We start from the raw sequence: 17234 nt of genomic DNA, 5'->3' as shown, positions 1-17234 counted from the left end.
AGTACTAATAGGTCGAGGGCTTGACCACAGTCCTTTTGGTTAACTCAGTGCAATGTTTCTTCTTTTCTAAATCTTTATTCAGTTTTCAGGGTGCTTAGGTGTAAGCACAGAAAAATGCACCATTAGCTCAGTTGGTAGAGCACCTGACTCTTAATCAGGGTGTCCCGGGTTCGAGTCCCTGATGGTGCACCAAAGATGAGGGGCTGATGGAAAACCGTCGGCCCCGAGCAATATGGCTCGTTGGTCAAGCGGTTAAGACTCCGGCCTCTCACGCCGGCGACGGGGGTTCGATTCCCCCACGAGTCACCATGAATATTTACGCCGAAAGGTGATAAATATATATATGTGGGAAAACCACAAACAAGTTGGTATTGATGACACTGAGGGTCCACCTGTTCCCATACCGAACACAGAAGTTAAGCTCAGCGGTGCCGAAAATACTTGGCTGGAGACGGCCCGGGAAGATAGGGAGATGCCAACACATATATTCCTCCATAGCTCAGTCGGTAGTGCAGGCGTACATTCAAACCTCACACTAACGGGTAAGTTTAGAGGTAGGCAGAAACCAAGTGTTAATGCCGAAAACTTAATATGATCCTCCATAGCTCAGTCGGTAGAGCGCATGACTGTTAATCATGATGTCACTGGTTCGAGCCCAGTTGGGGGAGCCACAACAGAGGCTCATAGTTATTCTATGAGTCTCTGTTCATAAATAAAAACATATTAAGATTTCCGGTTTAACAAATTGATTTGGTTTTGTCGGAAAGGAAAGGACATGCAAGAACAAATGACTGATAAGCAATTCGATGTTCTTATGAACTCTATTATTCAGATTGTAAAGGACTCTGAAACTAAAGATGAAGCTGTAGAGAAGCTTCAAAACTTAATTAAGGAAAATAATAACTGATTTATTTTTCTTATCTGCTTAATTTAATATTTATAAAAGTTTGAGTCAATCATTATGTTTCTAATTAATTTTAGAGATATAATGGTTGGCTCTTTTTTATTGCTATTTTTTTAAATGAAAGGAGTTTGATAAATGTATTTTACCGATACTGAGAATTTGCGTAGATATGAACGTGAAATGAAAAAAGTTCCGAATTTTGATAGAAAAGAGATTTGGGAGCATTGTGACAGTTGTATTGATTGTAAGAATTACGAATTTAAGCTTGAGGATTGTGTGACTGCCTATTGTCCATATATTAAGAGAAAGATTCGTTCTAACTTTGTTGTAACGATGGATATGGTGAGAACCTTTCTTTCTGATAATGCGTATATACCATTCTCTAATAGAGTAGCTTATATGCTTATTAAATATAAGGGGAATAAGTTGTTTCTCAACAAGGAACATAAAGTTGCATTTGAGCAGACGATTACGGGAATCCCCGAAGATGACTACAATCATGTTGCTTGTATGTATGTGCTGGCACTTCGTCCTCACATTCGGGAACATACGGTACATACCTCAAAAGGATATGTTTGTATGTCATCTGATATTAAGCCGAAAGATAAAGTCTTAATTAATTTCGCCAATGACCTGTATCTCGGTACAAAAAAGCTATACCTTAAAGAAATTTCGTATCACAGAAATGTTAGTGATTCGGAATTCATATATATCTGCAACGCTATATTAATTAGAAGATTTGGCATTGTGGTAATCAAGAGGGGAGATTGATAGAAATGTTCTAATTTTATTTTACAACAGAATTTTAATAGAAACATTAATATGTTTCGGAAAGGAGCAAAATGAATGAATATGAAAGACTTCGCAGACAGGCTGAAGGTCTCCGTGAAATCTATCCTAAAGGAACTCGTGTAGAATGCCTTTCCATGATGGATCCTTTCGCTCCTGTTCCAAGCGGAACAAGAGGAACAGTGTTCCATGTGGATGATATGGCTACTATTCATGTTAATTGGGATAACGGCAGCACTCTCGGACTTGTGAGGGGCGAGGATAGCTTTAGAAAGCTGTCTGTTGAAGAAATTGAGGCAGAAAACAACGCCACCGAGAACGAGGATGAATTTTCCGATGAAGAGGGTTGTATGAGAATGAAAATGTGAGGTGATGATTTTATATTTTCGAATTTAAGATGACGAGAAATGTCTATCAAATTCATTGATATGTTTTCAGGCATCGGCGGTTTCCGTTCAGGACTTGAAGCCGTAGGCGACTTTGAGTGTGTCGGATATTGTGAAATTGACAAATATGCCAAAAAAGCATACGAAGCAATATATGATACGAAAGGAGAGTTATACTTTGAGGACGCGAGAACAATCAATCCAAATGACTTGCCCGATATTGATCTTATCGTTGGGGGATTTCCTTGCCAATCGTTCAGTATTTGCGGGAAAAGAGGCGGATTCGAGGACTCAAGAGGAACTCTGTTCTTTGAGATTGCCCGCATTGCCGAGGTTAAACAACCTAAGTATCTGTTGCTTGAAAACGTACCCGGATTGCTTAACCATGACTCCGGCAGGACGTTTGCAACCATCCTCAGTACGCTGGACGAATTGGGGTATGATGTCTCATGGCAAGTGCTTAACAGCAAAGATTACGGAGTGCCGCAAGCAAGACGCAGAGTGTACATTGTCGGATATCATCGAGAGAAATGTGCCGGAAAAATACTCACTTTCACACAAGCAAGTGAGAAAAATCTTGTACAGCTGAAATCAGGCTGTCAGGGTAAAAGGCTGTATTCATCAGACGGTGTCGGCATAACTCTTACAAGCGGAGCAGGAGGCTTTGGCGGTAAATCGGGGATTTATTTGATTGAGGACTTCGGTCTAAAAATTAAGGTGAAAACAAAATCCGGTTTCCAAATAGCATATCCCGGAGATACAATAGATACGGCATACGCTACACTAAATTCCAGACGCGGCAGGGTAGGAACTGATATCGCCCATACGCTGACAACAAGTGCAACGCAGGCATATTACTTTATAGACCTTAACCCCGATCCAAAGCTGACTGATATTGCCCGATGCATTACGGCAAGGCATAATGCAGGAGTCGGAACTCGAAAAGCTGAGCGTTCAGGTGTATTTATAGAAGATATAGATGAGGACGCACCGTTTGTAGTTTTGGTCGTAGATAAAAATGGTGAAACTCATGTTGGAAAAATCCGCAGACTGACGCCACGAGAGTGTTGGAGATTGCAGGGCTTTATTGATGAACAGTTTGATAAAGCGGAGGCAGCAGGAATATCTGACTGTCAGCTTTACAAAATGGCTGGTAATGCAGTATCTGTACCAGTTATCTCTGCAATCGGCAAAGTAATAAAAGAAATAGAAGAAAAGAATATCTAAATATGAATGACACCTTAGGTTGTCATAGCAACAAGGATATTAATTAACCTTGTAAAAAACAAATAAGAGAATTTATCAATATCAATCGTTTCTAAATGTAATGGTTGATATTGGTTTATATATATATATATCAGCCGCCGATTATGAGAAATCAGAATCGGCGGTTTTTGCATTTAGGGGCGGTTGATACAAAAATGAGGTGATATCATCAAAACCCCAATTACTTGGGTCGGAAATAAGACATCTGTACTGCCGATTCTCTATTCTGTATTTCCGTTGAATTATGAGAGATATGTAGAGCCTTTCGGCGGTTCAGGTGCGGTTTTGCTTGGCAAAGAGAAACCCGATAAGTTTGAGGTTATTAATGACTATAACAGAGATTTAATCAATATCTTTAATTGCATCAAGGAAAGACCGATGGAACTCATCTATGAACTCGGTTACTATCCTTTGAATGCAAGAGATGATTTCAATGCAATGAAACGATTTCTAAAAAAGGAGCATTTTCTAAATTTTGTAAGTGAAAAGGAATTAGAACTTACAAGAAAAATATTTCCGAGTCCATCAAATGAGGAACTAATCAAAATCTATACCACAAGAGCTGATAACTATGATATAAAACGTGCTGCTACTTACCTTAAAGTTTTAAGAGAAAGCTACGCAAGCACAGGGAAATCATACGCATGTCAGCCCTTTTCAATTGTAAGCATCTTTCAACTGATTGAAGCTGTCAGCAAAAGAATGGAAAATGTCGTGGTTGAGAATCAGGACTACAAAGTACTGATACCTCATTATGACCGTGACAATACATTTTTTTATTTGGATCCTCCGTATATCACTACCGAGGATATGTATGATGCCGACTTTGGTGAGAAAGACCACTTACTGCTCCGAGAATTACTTTTTGCGATAAAGGGATACTTTCTCTTGTCATATAACGATTGCGAATTTGCCAGAGAGATATACAAAGGTTGTAATTTCTTAGGTTTTACAAGAGTTCACAGTATGGCACAGAGGAATAAACCCGGTGCAAGATTTAATGAATTATTAATCTCAAATTATGATTTGTTTGAAAGAGAACGAGCAAAGCCGTACCAACTCAATTTTTTTGAACCCTATAATAATCTTAACGAACAATTAAAGGAGAGAATCATTTATGGAAATAGCAGATGTTAATGATTTAATCATTGTCGGTATTCCCACCGATATTATTTTAACAGCGGGTATTCCCGCCAATAATGCAGTGAATTTCTCGGCGAAAAAGGGTGTCATCATCATTGAGGACACAGGGATGACTGCAGAAGAAATGGCACAGTCCGATTGCGACTGTATTTGTGATGAGCGCCGTGAGAAACTCGAAAAGGAAAGTGAGGATGTATGATGATAGTATTCAAGTTTTTAGGTAAAGAGGGCAGAACTACCATTCCATTTCCTATCCGCACAAAACTCGGATGGAAGAGAGGAGACCTTGTTTCATTTACAGAACAGGAGGACGGTTCTGTGGTTCTCAGACGAGAATTTCTGTGTGACAGCTGTGAAAAGTTCGTCCCTGATACTCATGATAAGAACATTGAGAAAGAAGAACTTACACTTCAGGACTGCCTTGACAGTCTCAGTGAAAAGACCCAGCGTGATGTGCTCGTCTATCTGATGACGAAGTGGGCGGCGAAAGAAGCGGGTATCGGCAGATGAGGATAATGGTATTTCAAATTGACTCTGACAAAGATGTTAAGGGTGCAAAATTCTTTGGACTTACCGAAGGCGGTGTAAATCCTGCTATTTACAAGAATGTGTTTTACGGCGATGTTGAAGCGGAAAATCTTGAAGATGTGTACCGCCTTTTCAACGACAACAGACCGATGACACATCAGGGGCACAGTCTCGCAGTGTCCGATGTAGTTGAAGTATGCAATGATAACGAGGACTTGGTAACTGCTAACGGTTTTTACTTCGTTAAGGATATTGGATTCAAGAAAATCGACTTCGACTCCTCACAAGCGGAAGAAATGAGCGGTATGAGAGTTGTCTATGTCACTCCAAACAACACACCTCTTGATATCCGCATCGGTACTGACCTCAGAGATTTGCAGAACGCTGTCGGAGGTCTCATTCAGCCCATCTATAATGGTGACGGAACGATGATTGTCGGCAACGATGAGGCAAAAATCATCGGTATGAAAGGCAACCGACATCTTGATTACGGTGGCGTTATCGCTGGACCGTTTTTTGTTTGCGGTGACGGCGGTGAAGATTTCCGCTCACTTACTGATGAAGAAGTGGGGAAATATATGCAGAAGTACGCAGAGCCGGAAGAAATCAGCGACCAAGAGGTTGCCGGTGATACAGGCTTTACATTTGTTGGTTTTTAAGAAAGGATTTTTACTATGGCTAAAAGCAACAACTTTAAGAGAATTTCAAACGGCAACCACAAACTGAGTTTGCCGAGAATCAATACAAAGATTGATAACCTTGTCGATAACGACACCAACCTCCGCGCGTTCGCAAGTATTACTGTCGGCGGCGCCGTTGCCATTCACGGAATCCGTGTAATGGATTCAAAGAAGGGTTTGTTTGTATCAATGCCTTCCTACTCTTATGAGGACAGAAACGGCGAAACGCAGTACGCTGATTACGCTCACCCGATTTCTAAGGAAGCGAGGAACGCAATCAACAAAAAGGTGCTTGACGCGTATGAACAGGCTCTTGACGAGTCGGAGTCCGAAGATGAGGATGAGGACTACGGCGAGGATTACGATGAATCTGACAATGAGGAATCCGAGGAATATGACGATGAGCCGGACGAGGCTCCGAGTTTCAGACAGAGAATGTAATCATGGACAAGGAAAAACTAAAGCAGCTTGCTAGATACTGTGTCAATGAGGGAACAGATAACACAGAGGACGGAAAATGGAGTATCACCTATGATGAGTTATATTATCATTTCGGCGTAGATGTTACCGATGTAAATCAAAACGGCAAGATTCTTGCTGAAGAATTGAAAAAGCAAGATGAGATTAACGAGTTGATTATGACAGAGGATGCTATTGAAATCACTTACCACCTCGAACATTGCCCTCAATGTCAGCAGGGCGGTATTAAGGGAACAATGGAACTCATCTCCCTTATGGGCTGTAATATATATGACGAGCATGAGGAAGAAACCGAGGGTGCGGAGAAAGACTCGGATATTTCTCACGGTTTCAAACAGAAAATGTAAAATAGGTCTGGATATTTGAATTGGTTTGTGGTATATGTTCTTGTTAACAGAAAGGAGTGCGATGAATATGAAAAAGAAAATCGCAATAATCTTAACAATCCTAATGGCGGCAAGTACATTTACCGCCTGCTCACATGCAAACGAAGGAACTCAGTATGCTGTCGAAACACAGAGTGAAACAGCAGTAACCACTACGGCAGAAAAAGAAGAAACCACAATAAACACAGACATTTCAGCAGAAACGGTTACCGCCGAAACCTCGCCTGTTTCAAAAGAAACATGGCCTTCGACAACTGAGCCGAGCAAACCGAAAAAAGCCGACACAAGCCAAAATTTCGGCAACTCGGAGCGAATCTCCGAGGATAATCGTGAACAAACTGAGTCCAAGCAGACGAGCCAAAACAAGGCTTCTGCTGCGGAGAAAACCAAGAGTGAGAATAAGCCAAAAGCTACCGAGAGTCCAAAGAGTGAGACTAAACCAAAGGCTACCGAAAAGCCTAAGTCCGAGGAAAAGCCAAAGGCAACAGAGAAACCCACAGAAAAGCCTGCAAAGAAAACTATCGACTTTAATCGTGTGGCGAGTGCTCTGATCGCCTACGGAAAATCACTCGGTATGGTATATAACTCATCGCTGAACATCTCAAACGGCGGTTGGTTTCCACCGCTCGATGTAAGCGGTTACAGTGATACCGACAGTGTAATCTCAGCAGGATACGGAGAAGTAGACTATGTCACGTACTACTTCAGCGGTAGCGGAATAGTGCCAAGCGATATAGCCTTCAATATAATCATAAGCAACAAACAAATATATGTAGTCTACGGATAAGAACAAAACACCCGAACACGCTCCGGGGGTTTTGCTTTGAAAGGAATAAAGCTATGATAAACAATATTAAGACTGATGACCTTAAAAAAATGAACGGAAATGATGGTTTAATACTTCAAGGTTGTGGTGGAGATCCGCAGGAATGGGTAGACGGCATAAACAGTATGCTGACTGAGGCCGGAATTCTGCGTGACGGAACAAAGTTTACTGATGTGAGTGTATTCAGCAACAATGGAGTTACAAATATCCTATTCCTGTTCAACAACGACGTTCATCTCGACACAGGAAAACTTGCTATGTGGCGGCTTGCAACCCACAACGATTTCGGTGGTACATGGCTCACCGATTATGTCGACAATAATCTCGGTGGCTTTGAAGCCGAACAGAAAGAAAAAGTCAAACCCGACTGTGCCTTGATAGGGCAGGACGGCAATATCTTCAATCTTATGGGCATTGCATCCCGTACCCTTAAGCGTAATGGTATGAGAGAGGAAGCAACCGAGATGTGCGACAGAATACAGAAATCAGGCAGCTACCACGAAGCTCTGAATATTATCGGTGAGTATGTCAATATCACGGACGGCTCTGAAAGCGAGGATTTCTATGAGGGCGAAAGCTATAGTGAAGGGATGAGTATGAAGTTATGACCTATGACGAATTCATGGATAAGGTAGAAAATCTCAATGAGGACGTCGATACAATAGATATCTATTCCTCTCCTGATTTTTAATGTGACCAGACAGGCGGTTTCCCGACAATGCTGTGAATTGGGATAAGGGAAAAGCGTGGCTGCAACTCAACGAATTCCTCGTAACGGACGGAATGGATGTTTCGGAGTACGAGCAAAGATGTGCTGACTTCGAAATCCGTGACTGCAACGATATTGAGGACTTCAACAACATTCTTAAGTTCCTCGGTGATGACGCGGAGCAAACAGCTTTGTTGTCAGAGGATGATATAGATGGAGATTACTCGGAAGGGCAGGCGATGAGTTTATGATCTATAAAAAGCCCATCGGCTAAAAACAAAACACACAGTTTCAATGCGGCAGAGGAAAATCCTCTGCCTATTCTATTTTATCAAAGAAAGGAATTAAACATGGACAAAATTGTTTCAAGTAAAAACTTCAAAAGAGTAACAGCGCTCATTCTTGCGGCGGTTACAATCCTATCAGTATTCTTTGCTCTTCCCGTAAGTGCGAAAACAGGCGATAAGACAACAATCACCTTCGATTATTGCTATGACACAGGCGGCAATATTATCAAGTTTGCAAAAACAGTCAAGAACGGCAGTATCACAGTAGGTACACCCGGCGAAGAACTCTGCCGCATCTATGCTGACGGAAAGGACGCATACTGCATTGAACCCGGTGTCAGTCTGTTTTCCGGTAATCAGCTGACTGAGGGCAAGTCGTCCGTTTGGGATGGCGTTTCAGCCGCTAAAAGAAAGGCTGTCAATATCGCGCTCCTCTACGGCAAGCCCGGTAACAGCAAAAACCTTTCAGGCACAGACGGTCAGAAATGGATTGCAACACAGCTCATTGTATGGGAGATTATGACAGGTTGCCGTAGCACAAGCGAAGGTTTCAAGTGTACTGACACCAAGTATATTGACGGTATGACATCAGGCGATAAGAATCCGGGTGTTAAATCAGTATACAACGCAATTGCAAAGGCTATGGCTGATCACAGCACAGTACCCTCCTTTGCGGCGGCTCTTGCTTCAAAGGCAAGCACCTATGAGATGAAGTACAGTGACGGCACATATACACTCACTCTGACTGACTCAAATAAGGTGCTTTCAGATTTCAGCTATAAGTCAAGCGGAGATATTACCGTAAAGGCATCAGGAAACAAGGTTACACTCACATCAAAAAAATCGGTCACATCTGCTGTGACATTTAATTCTAACAAGAGTGTACCGACAGTCTCAAGCAGTTCTGTTCTCGTGGCACACGGTGATTCATCAAAGCAGGATGTCATCACAGGTCTTGCGGCGCCCGATCCTGTTCCTGCCGTATTTAAGGTTAAGACAAATTCGGGTAACCTCAAGATTGTAAAGACATCTGAGGACGGCGTTGTATCGGGTATTGAATTTACCGTTAAGGGTACAGGCTACAGTAAAACAGCAAAAACCAATTCAAAGGGTGAACTTGAACTCACTGACCTTACACCTGGCACTTACACAGTAACGGAAACACCTTCCGATAAATATGTGAAGCAGGCAGCGCAGACTGTCAAGGTGGAAAACGGCAAGACCACAACAGTTAAATTCCACAACAAGATTAACAGAGGTAGCCTTGAAATCATCAAGACTTCTGAGGACGGCATTGTAGCTGACATTGAGTTTACTGTTACAGGCGATAACTACAACAAAACCGTAAAGACAGATAAGAACGGAAAAATCAATGTTCCCGACCTTCTTCCCGGTAAGTACACGGTAACAGAGCATACGCCCGACAGATATGTTGAGCAGCAGTCTCAGACAGTTACTATTAGCTATGGCGAAATAGGAAAAGTAACCTTTAAGAATGTACTCAAGCGTTCTGAAATCGTTATTCAGAAGAAGGATGCCGAGAGCAAGAAGATTATTCCTCTTGCCGGATTCGGTTTCCGGATTAAGAAAGCTGACGGCTCTCTTGTAAATGCAGACGGCAAGGATACCTTCTATACCGATAAGACGGGTACAATCAAACTCCCGATTCAGCTCACTTACGGCAAATATCAGCTCATTGAGGTAAAAGCCGGAACAGGATATGTTCTTGACGGCAAGCCCATTGACTTCACTGTAGACGGCAAAAAAACCGTTGTTACTGTTGAGCAGTACAACAAATCGGAAAAGGGTACAATCACTATCTTCAAGCTTGGCGACATTTTCAAGACTGTCGATGAGAAAATCGTGACAGATCCTATCGTGGAAACCGAGCCAGCGACTGAGTCCGAAACAGAAACTGTTGAGGGAACTACAGTTTCCACAGAGGCAACAGAGCCCACCGATACGGTTGAGCCGACAGAAGAAGTAACCGAGCCTGCTGAAATTACGAGATATATCCCCGTATTTGAGGAAGGATATCTGGAAGGTGCGGAATTCGAAATCACCGCAGCCGAGGACATCACCACACCCGATGGCGTAGTTCACTACAAGAAAGGTAAGGTAGTAGATACCATCACCACCTCCAAGAACGGCAAGGCTGTTTCAAAACAGATTTATCTTGGCAAGTATCTCATTCGTGAAACCAAGAGTCCCTACGGATTTATCAAGAATCATGAAACCTATCCCGTAACTATCAGTTACGCTGGCGAAACCGTGGAGGTAACCAATGTTGACCTTAACGTACACAATCAGAGAGAAAGAGCAGAAGTATCCCTCAAGAAAATCCTTGAAAGATACGAAAAGCTGAATCTTGGTACAGAGGTACACCTCACAAAGGTTGCTTTCGCAATCTACGCTAATGAGGATATCCCAGCCGAGGATGGTACATTAATTCCGCAGGACGGCTTAATTGAAATAGTTTACTGCGATGAAGAAGGAAATGTAAAGTTTGAAACAGAGCTTCCTTTCGGCAAGTATTATGTTCAGGAGTATTCAACCGATGAACACTATGTGCTTGACGATACCAAGTATGAGTTTGAGTTTGCTTACTCTGAGAATCTCGAAATGGAAGAATTCCATATCAATGAGGACAAAGATATTGAGAATAAGCTCAAGAGAGGTACTGTTACTACCACAAAGGTAGATGAGGAATATCCCGAAAACAAGCTCTCCGGTGCTGTATTCGAGATTTATGCAGATGTTGACGGTGACGGCGAATTTAACAAGGATGTAGATGTCCTTATTGATAAGATGAACGAATCCGAAAAGGACAAAGGTAATTATTCTCTCGGTGACCTTCCCACAGGCGGTTACTTTATGTATGAGGCAACTGCCCCCGAAGGTTTCGTAAAGGATGATGAGTATCACTACTTTGAGATTAACGAGGACGGCGATGTTGCCAATGTAGAGAACAAGGCAGGCGTAGGCTTCGTTAACAAGCCCATCTATGGAGAACTCGAAATCACAAAGAGAGATGTCGCAACAGGCAAGCTGCTCCCGAATGCAGGATTCCGCATTAAGGATGAATACGGCAATGTTGTAGCCGAGGGCTATACCGATGAAAACGGTATAGCAAAATTCAAGCTTCGTTACGGCAAGTACACCTATGAGGAATTCGATGCCCCCGATGGCTATATCATAGACACAAAACCCTACTCCTTTGAAATTACAGAGGACGGTCAAATTGTCAAGGCTGAAATGACTAACGAAAAGCAGCCCACGCCCGATACACCGCAGACAGGAGATACTTCAAATACAGGCTTCTTTATCGGTCTTGGTGCAATCGCTCTCGGCGGTTTGGTAGCATTTATTATCATGAAGCTCCTCAAGAAAGACGAGGATGACGATGACTGATGAGAAATGTGTATGTCTGCTCGCCTTTGCGCGGTAACATCACTGAAAACCTTGAAAAAGTAAAGCAGTACGGAAAGTTCGTATTAGATTGCGGTATGGCTCCTGTCATACCGCATTTCTATGCGGAAATCTTGGATGATAACATTCTTGAAGAAAGAGAACTCGGCCTTACGGCTGGTACATCTCTGCTGTTCCGTGCGGACGCTTTATGGGTATTCGGTGATAATCTGACGGAAGGTATGAAAAAAGAAATCAATTTTGCAAAACACTTAGAACTTGATATCAGGTATATTACTGAAAAAGATTTAGAACTCGGAGGTAAAAAGTATGGTAAAAAATACGGCAATAAGAAAAAGTAGGAGGATTATCAAATCAATTGCAGGCATCTTACTTGCACTTGTGATTATTGCAATGTCTTCTGTATCGGTTTTTGCGGCGGGTGATGTTTCATCCGCTATTCAAAACACATGGACATCGGCACAGACACAGATTAAAAGCGTGGTAAACAATGTTGTGTTTCCCGTAATTGATATGATTCTCGCTATTCTTTTCTTTGTGAAGTTAGCGACTGCGTATATGGACTACAGAAAGCACGGACAATTCGAATTTGCGGCTCCGGCTATTCTGTTCGGCTGTCTTGTGTTTGCTTTAACTGCGCCAATGTACATTTGGACAGTTCTCAGTTAAGAGGTGGTCTAATTGTTTGATTGGTTAGGCGATTTAATAGGGAGTGCTTTCGAATTTTTAGGACAGCAAGTGTCCAGTGCCATCTTCGACATTATGCTCAAGTGGATTTATGAGCAGATTTATAATGCTGTCGCAGACTTTTTTACAATGATGGGCAACATGGGTGCGGAAATCTTTGACTTTGATGTTGTGAAATCCACCATCAGCCTTTTTACGATGTTTGGTTGGGCTCTGTTTGCGGCGGGTACGGTAGTAGCGGTCTTTGACTTGGCTATTGAGTATCAGAACGGCAGAGCCTCAATTAAAACAACCGCAATCAATGTTCTCAAAGGTTTTTTCGCTTGTTCACTCATTGGCATTGTGCCTGTGGAGTTGTACAAATTCTGTATTTCTTTGCAGAATACACTCGCCAAAGACTTATCGCTGTTAAACGCAAGCGGACAATCTCTCAATTTATCGGGAAAAACAACAGAACTATGGAAGGGCGCATTTGCTGTTTCGACGAATGTAAACTTCAGCTTGTTTAATATTCTCGCAATGATTGCGTTTGCTTATTGTGTGGTTAAGATATTCTTCGCCAACATCAAGCGTGGAGGCATACTGCTGATTCAGATGGCAGTAGGCTCATTGTATATGTTCTCAATTCCGAGAGGCTATCAGGACGGCTTCAACCAATGGATGAAACAAGTAATTGCAATATGTCTGACAGCGTTTATGCAAACTACTCTGTTGTATTTAGGATTGCTAGTATTCCCTGACAATATGTTACTGGGACTCGGCGTTATGCTTTCTGCAAACGAAGTGCCGAGAATCGCGGAACAGTTTGGTCTGGATTCAAGCGTTAAGGTGAATATGATGAGTGTCGTTCATGCTACCACAACAGCTGTTAATCTCACTCGCTCTGTGGCGAGAGCAGCAGCCTAGAATCAGAAAGGAAGAATTTTATGAAGACCTATTTGTATCCGCAGAATCTCCGCGCCACAGCCAACCTCTGGCTGTGGTCTCTGCGAGATTTTGCAATTATGTGTGTCGCTTTGCTTCTCTCAATTTTTATACTGTCACAAACGAGATTTGTTTTACCGCTTGCTTTAACGCTTGCGTTCGGATTTTTGTCAATCCGCTTTTCGGATACAACAGTTCTTGACTTTATCAGATATGCGGCAAAGTATTTCATTCTCACACAACAGAAATTTATTTGGAAAGAGGGCATAAAATAAATGACGAAAGAAGAAAAGAATAAATTGAAGGCTGACCGAGCTACGCTGAATAAGCTCAACAGAAAAAAGAGAAAAGGTCAGTCAGTTCAGGACCTTATCGGTATTAAAACCTTTACGAAGCACGGCTTGAAGGTCGGAAAGAACACATTCGTACTTTTCAGCGTAGTGCCGACCAACATCTCCGTTCTCTCCTACGAGAACATTGAAATCAAAATTAACCATCTGATGATGGTGCTTTCTGCTATTCCCGATATTGAGGTGAACTGTACGGACGCAGCTGAATGCTTTGATACGAACAAGAGTTATCTCCTTGAACGCATCGAGGACGAGCCAAATCAAGGTGTGCGTGAACTGTTGAAAAAGGACTTTGAATTCCTTGACAACCTCAATGTTGAAAGCTCTACCGCAAGACAGTTTCTGTTCATTGTCCGCTGTAAGAATGCTTCCGATGATCAAGTGTTGACCACAGCGAACAGAGTAGAAAAGATAGTCAGTGAACAGAACTTTGACATCAAGCGTTTCAAAAAGGAAGATATTAAACGATTTCTTGCCATTTATTTTGACGCAAGTCTCAACGGCGAAAGCATTCCTGACTATGACGGAATTCAGTATCTCAAAGGCAATATCGCATAATTCAGGTGTGCGGATTGCGTAGTAAGATTTTTCGTCAAGCTGGCGTAAGAATAATCAAGCAAGGCGTGCGCCGCGAATTGTGCGGTGTTGTCTTATAGGAAAGGATGACTAACTATGCAGAAAAAGAAAGTAAGGAATTGGAAAAGTATACTCGGCACAATTGCGGTTATTGCCGCATTCGGCACGATTATCACTGCCTGCGTGTATTCCATCGTTACAAGAGCGGGCGAAGAACAAAGGGCCGACGATACTTTCAGATGTATTGAGAAAAGTGTAGAAAAACCGAATCCACTTATTTTAAGCGATGACGGAGATGAGGATGCAGAAATTGAGGGTATGGCGGTAGGAAACAAGTTCGTCTATTATCAGCCACATTCAGTAGCGGAGTTGCTCGAAATGAACAACGAGTGCTTTGGCTGGATATCCATTGCTGGAACAAACACCAGCTATCCGGTTATGCACACACCATCAAATCCCGAAAAATATCTGTACAAAGACTTTTACGGCAATTACAGCTATAGCGGTACGCCCTTTCTTGATGCACGTTGTTCCGAGAATGACGATAACCTCATTATTTACGGACACCACATGAACGGTGGTACAATGTTTGCTGATCTTTGTAACTACACAAGCAAGGATTACAGGGATTCGCATCCGAATGTGTTTCTTGAAACGAGAAGCGGTGCTTCTCTGTATCGAGTGTTCGCTGTCATGAAGATGAAGTCAACCGATTATTGGTATAACTTTCTTACAGCAGAAACAGAGAGAAAATATGACACCAAGATGTCTTATGCTCTCGAACATTCTCTGTACAACACAGGAATTATACCGAAATATAGACAGCAGATTCTGACTCTGTCCACTTGTTACGGCAGTGCGAAAAATGACAGAATTATTGTACTTGCCGTAAAGGGATAACCCTTTTATTTAAATAATTATCAGTCATTTGCAATACGGATGACTGATACACATAGCCTCCCGTTGCAAATGACGCAACAGGAGGTAAAAATGTCTTTATTCAAAAGAAAACCGAAAGAACTCACAACTGATGAAAAGGAGCAGATTTATACTAAAGATTTCTTTGATATGATTCTGCCGTCCACTATCAGTTTCAAAGCAAATTACTATATCGTTGGCGACAGTTATCGCTGTGCGTGGGTAATCCATGAATATGCACCGTCTACTGAAGAACAGGCAATATTATCTCAGCTCGCAGACAGAAACGGCGTTACACTTCGAATCTACAACCGACTCGTTGAGCCGTTTGAGCAGAGAAAAATTCTGCAGAATGCGGAACGCAAAAACAAGCTGAAATCAACAGGCAACAATGTATCCGAAACGATTGAGGCGCAGGGCAACTTGCAGGATGTTACCTCGCTGATTACAAATATGCAACGCTCAAAGGAAATCCTGCTCCACTGTTCCGTGTTCATCGAACTGAAAGCTAAATCCAAGAAAAAGCTCAAGGAACTTCAGACGGACATTGACATGGAGATGGCACGTTCCAAAATGAAGGTTGACAAGCTCACCCTTCGTCAGAAAGAAGGATTCCTCTCAGTGAATCCTCTCGGAACGAATATGTTCGGCTCTCTCTATGAACGTGTACTGCCTGCAAGTTCGGTAGCGAATATGTTTCCGTTTAACTTTTCAGGCAAGACGGATCCCAACGGATTCTATATCGGCAGAGATAAATACGGTACGAACATTCTCGTTGACTTTGACCGCAGAACAGAGGACAAGACGAATTCAAATGTCCTTATACTCGGCAACTCAGGTCAGGGCAAATCGTTCCTCTTAAAACTGCTCCTCACCAATATCCGTGAAAGTGGAAAAGCCTTAATCTGCCTCGATCCCGAAGCAGAATACGAGGACTTAACCACAGCCCTCGGTGGTTGTTATATTGACTTTATGAACGGACAGTATAAAATCAATCCGCTCGAGCCGAAGGATTGGGGAGAGAACAGCGAAGAAGAAAATGACGAGAATACGCCCAACACTTTCAAGCGTGTAACAAGACTGAGCCAGCACATTGCTTTTCTCAAGGACTTCTTCCGTGCCTACAAGGATTTCACAGATCAGCAGCTCGATACAATCGAAATACTGCTGATGAAACTCTATGCACGATTTGAAATTACGGACGCGACTGACTACACTCTGAAGAAACCGTCAGACTTTCCGATTATGAAGGACCTCTATGAAATCTGTGAGGAAGAGTTCAAGACTTTTGATCCCAAGAGAAAGCATATCTACACCGAGCAGACTCTGCAGGAGGTATGCCTCGGATTGCATTCCATGTGTGTCGGCGCAGAAAGCAAGTATTTTAACGGACATACCAACATTACCGATGACACCTTCCTGTGCTTTGGTGTAAAAGGCTTGCTTGATACCAACCGCCGACTAAAGGACGCATTGCTTTTCAATATTCTGTCGTATATGAGCAACAAACTTCTCGGTGTGGGCAACACGGTTGCATCCATTGACGAGTTGTATCTGTTCCTCAGTAACAGAACGGCGATTGAGTATATCCGAAACGCAATGAAGCGTGTGCGTAAAAAGGAAAGCTCAGTCATTCTCGCATCGCAGAACATTGAAGACTTCCTGCTACCCGACATCAAGGAGTTCACAAAGCCATTATTCTCCATCCCGACTCACCACTTCCTTTTCTATCCCGGCAATATCAACGCAAAGGATTACGAGGAAGCGCTCATGGTAGAGCCTAACGAATATCAACTGATTCGTTTCAGCAGTCAGGGCACTTGCCTCTATCGCTGCGGTAACGAGCTTTATCTGCTTCAGGTTATCGCCCCGAAATTTAAGTCAGCTTTGTTTGGCAAAGCAGGCGGTAGATAAAGAAAAATGTCCGAGAAAACCTCCGCATTTCTTGCGGAGGTTTATGGACAAG

The 17234-nt window shown here is 42.5% G+C and carries 20 protein-coding genes, 3 tRNA genes and 1 rRNA gene; all 24 read left to right on the top strand.

Annotated features, from left to right (window positions below):
• Positions 1-116 precede the first annotated feature (116 nt).
• The 24 genes from GMA13_RS07630 (at position 117) to GMA13_RS07515 (ending at position 17182) form a co-directional block, all read left to right on the top strand.
• Positions 117-192, top strand: a tRNA-Lys gene (locus tag GMA13_RS07630).
• Positions 193-234: 42 nt separating this feature from the next.
• Positions 235-309, top strand: a tRNA-Glu gene (locus tag GMA13_RS07625).
• A 55-nt stretch (positions 310-364) separates the two neighbouring features.
• Positions 365-481, top strand: a 5S ribosomal RNA gene (gene rrf / locus GMA13_RS07620).
• A 114-nt stretch (positions 482-595) separates the two neighbouring features.
• Positions 596-671: transfer RNA gene (locus GMA13_RS07615), tRNA-Asn, on the top strand.
• A 368-nt stretch (positions 672-1039) separates the two neighbouring features.
• Positions 1040-1675 (top strand): hypothetical protein, encoded by a 636-nt coding sequence (locus GMA13_RS07610; RefSeq protein WP_255910885.1) that lies wholly within the window; start codon positions 1040-1042, stop codon positions 1673-1675.
• Positions 1676-1746: 71 nt separating this feature from the next.
• Positions 1747-2061 (top strand): DUF4314 domain-containing protein, encoded by a 315-nt coding sequence (locus tag GMA13_RS07605; protein WP_255910882.1) that lies wholly within the window; start codon positions 1747-1749, stop codon positions 2059-2061.
• 39 nt (positions 2062-2100) lie between these two features.
• A complete protein-coding gene (gene dcm, locus GMA13_RS07600) occupies positions 2101-3306 on the top strand; it encodes a DNA (cytosine-5-)-methyltransferase (protein ID WP_255910879.1) in 1206 nt (401 codons plus the stop codon).
• Between the two features lie 204 nt (positions 3307-3510).
• Complete coding sequence (locus GMA13_RS07595) at positions 3511-4482, top strand: DNA adenine methylase (protein WP_370687068.1); 972 nt, start codon at positions 3511-3513, stop codon at positions 4480-4482.
• Positions 4463-4687, top strand: coding sequence for a hypothetical protein (locus GMA13_RS07590; protein ID WP_255910876.1), 225 nt, complete (start codon positions 4463-4465; stop codon positions 4685-4687). Before GMA13_RS07595 ends, GMA13_RS07590 begins: the two co-directional genes overlap by 20 nt.
• Positions 4687-4998: an AbrB/MazE/SpoVT family DNA-binding domain-containing protein gene (locus GMA13_RS07585; protein WP_255910873.1), complete on the top strand. Its 312-nt coding sequence runs from the start codon at positions 4687-4689 to the stop codon at positions 4996-4998. Before GMA13_RS07590 ends, GMA13_RS07585 begins: the two co-directional genes overlap by 1 nt.
• Positions 4995-5675: a YodL domain-containing protein gene (locus tag GMA13_RS07580; protein WP_255910870.1), complete on the top strand. Its 681-nt coding sequence runs from the start codon at positions 4995-4997 to the stop codon at positions 5673-5675. Before GMA13_RS07585 ends, GMA13_RS07580 begins: the two co-directional genes overlap by 4 nt.
• A 15-nt stretch (positions 5676-5690) precedes the next feature.
• The gene (locus GMA13_RS07575; RefSeq protein WP_255910867.1) at positions 5691-6137 is read left to right on the top strand and encodes a SpoVG family protein; all 447 of its coding nucleotides are present in this window, start codon (positions 5691-5693) and stop codon (positions 6135-6137) included.
• A 2-nt stretch (positions 6138-6139) separates the two neighbouring features.
• Positions 6140-6523: a hypothetical protein gene (locus GMA13_RS07570; RefSeq protein ID WP_255910864.1), complete on the top strand. Its 384-nt coding sequence runs from the start codon at positions 6140-6142 to the stop codon at positions 6521-6523.
• Positions 6524-6590: 67 nt separating this feature from the next.
• On the top strand, positions 6591-7349 hold the full coding sequence (locus tag GMA13_RS07565; RefSeq protein ID WP_255910861.1) for a hypothetical protein: 759 nt from the start codon (positions 6591-6593) through the stop codon (positions 7347-7349).
• 53 nt (positions 7350-7402) lie between these two features.
• Positions 7403-7996, top strand: coding sequence for a hypothetical protein (locus GMA13_RS07560; protein WP_255910858.1), 594 nt, complete (start codon positions 7403-7405; stop codon positions 7994-7996).
• Between the two features lie 115 nt (positions 7997-8111).
• Entirely contained in the window at positions 8112-8348 is a 237-nt protein-coding gene (locus GMA13_RS07555; protein WP_255910855.1) for a hypothetical protein, read from the top strand.
• A 99-nt stretch (positions 8349-8447) separates the two neighbouring features.
• Complete coding sequence (locus GMA13_RS07550) at positions 8448-11795, top strand: SpaA isopeptide-forming pilin-related protein (protein ID WP_255910852.1); 3348 nt, start codon at positions 8448-8450, stop codon at positions 11793-11795.
• Entirely contained in the window at positions 11795-12154 is a 360-nt protein-coding gene (locus GMA13_RS07545; protein WP_255910849.1) for a DUF4406 domain-containing protein, read from the top strand. Before GMA13_RS07550 ends, GMA13_RS07545 begins: the two co-directional genes overlap by 1 nt.
• Positions 12123-12482, top strand: coding sequence for a DUF3852 domain-containing protein (locus GMA13_RS07540; protein ID WP_255910846.1), 360 nt, complete (start codon positions 12123-12125; stop codon positions 12480-12482). Before GMA13_RS07545 ends, GMA13_RS07540 begins: the two co-directional genes overlap by 32 nt.
• Before the next feature lie 93 nt (positions 12483-12575).
• On the top strand, positions 12576-13406 hold the full coding sequence (locus GMA13_RS07535; RefSeq protein ID WP_370687067.1) for a conjugal transfer protein TrbL family protein: 831 nt from the start codon (positions 12576-12578) through the stop codon (positions 13404-13406).
• A gap of 20 nt (positions 13407-13426) precedes the next feature.
• A complete protein-coding gene (locus GMA13_RS07530) occupies positions 13427-13699 on the top strand; it encodes a hypothetical protein (RefSeq protein WP_255910840.1) in 273 nt (90 codons plus the stop codon).
• Complete coding sequence (locus GMA13_RS07525; RefSeq protein WP_255910837.1) at positions 13700-14332, top strand: hypothetical protein; 633 nt, start codon at positions 13700-13702, stop codon at positions 14330-14332.
• A 114-nt stretch (positions 14333-14446) separates the two neighbouring features.
• Positions 14447-15250, top strand: a complete 804-nt coding sequence (locus tag GMA13_RS07520) for a class B sortase (protein WP_255910834.1) — start codon at positions 14447-14449, stop codon at positions 15248-15250.
• A 90-nt stretch (positions 15251-15340) separates the two neighbouring features.
• On the top strand, positions 15341-17182 hold the full coding sequence (locus tag GMA13_RS07515; RefSeq protein WP_255910831.1) for a VirB4 family type IV secretion system protein: 1842 nt from the start codon (positions 15341-15343) through the stop codon (positions 17180-17182).
• Positions 17183-17234: the final 52 nt, after the last annotated feature.

Source organism: Ruminococcus sp. zg-924, from assembly GCF_024433635.1.
Classification (GTDB): Bacteria; Bacillota; Clostridia; order Oscillospirales; family Acutalibacteraceae; genus UBA7067.
Note: the sequence above shows the minus strand (reverse complement) of the source record. Positions and strands in the feature narration are given on the sequence as shown.

Coding starts and splice junctions, on each gene's coding strand:
- GMA13_RS07610 (WP_255910885.1), top strand. CDS start 1,040: ATGTATTTTACCGATACTGAGAATTTGCGTAGATATGAACGTGAAATG.
- GMA13_RS07605 (WP_255910882.1), top strand. CDS start 1,747: ATGAATGAATATGAAAGACTTCGCAGACAGGCTGAAGGTCTCCGTGAA.
- dcm (WP_255910879.1), top strand. CDS start 2,101: ATGTCTATCAAATTCATTGATATGTTTTCAGGCATCGGCGGTTTCCGT.
- GMA13_RS07590 (WP_255910876.1), top strand. CDS start 4,463: ATGGAAATAGCAGATGTTAATGATTTAATCATTGTCGGTATTCCCACC.
- GMA13_RS07585 (WP_255910873.1), top strand. CDS start 4,687: ATGATAGTATTCAAGTTTTTAGGTAAAGAGGGCAGAACTACCATTCCA.
- GMA13_RS07580 (WP_255910870.1), top strand. CDS start 4,995: ATGAGGATAATGGTATTTCAAATTGACTCTGACAAAGATGTTAAGGGT.
- GMA13_RS07575 (WP_255910867.1), top strand. CDS start 5,691: ATGGCTAAAAGCAACAACTTTAAGAGAATTTCAAACGGCAACCACAAA.
- GMA13_RS07570 (WP_255910864.1), top strand. CDS start 6,140: ATGGACAAGGAAAAACTAAAGCAGCTTGCTAGATACTGTGTCAATGAG.
- GMA13_RS07565 (WP_255910861.1), top strand. CDS start 6,591: ATGAAAAAGAAAATCGCAATAATCTTAACAATCCTAATGGCGGCAAGT.
- GMA13_RS07560 (WP_255910858.1), top strand. CDS start 7,403: ATGATAAACAATATTAAGACTGATGACCTTAAAAAAATGAACGGAAAT.
- GMA13_RS07550 (WP_255910852.1), top strand. CDS start 8,448: ATGGACAAAATTGTTTCAAGTAAAAACTTCAAAAGAGTAACAGCGCTC.
- GMA13_RS07545 (WP_255910849.1), top strand. CDS start 11,795: ATGAGAAATGTGTATGTCTGCTCGCCTTTGCGCGGTAACATCACTGAA.
- GMA13_RS07540 (WP_255910846.1), top strand. CDS start 12,123: ATGGTAAAAAATACGGCAATAAGAAAAAGTAGGAGGATTATCAAATCA.
- GMA13_RS07535 (WP_370687067.1), top strand. CDS start 12,576: ATGCTCAAGTGGATTTATGAGCAGATTTATAATGCTGTCGCAGACTTT.
- GMA13_RS07530 (WP_255910840.1), top strand. CDS start 13,427: ATGAAGACCTATTTGTATCCGCAGAATCTCCGCGCCACAGCCAACCTC.
- GMA13_RS07525 (WP_255910837.1), top strand. CDS start 13,700: ATGACGAAAGAAGAAAAGAATAAATTGAAGGCTGACCGAGCTACGCTG.
- GMA13_RS07520 (WP_255910834.1), top strand. CDS start 14,447: ATGCAGAAAAAGAAAGTAAGGAATTGGAAAAGTATACTCGGCACAATT.
- GMA13_RS07515 (WP_255910831.1), top strand. CDS start 15,341: ATGTCTTTATTCAAAAGAAAACCGAAAGAACTCACAACTGATGAAAAG.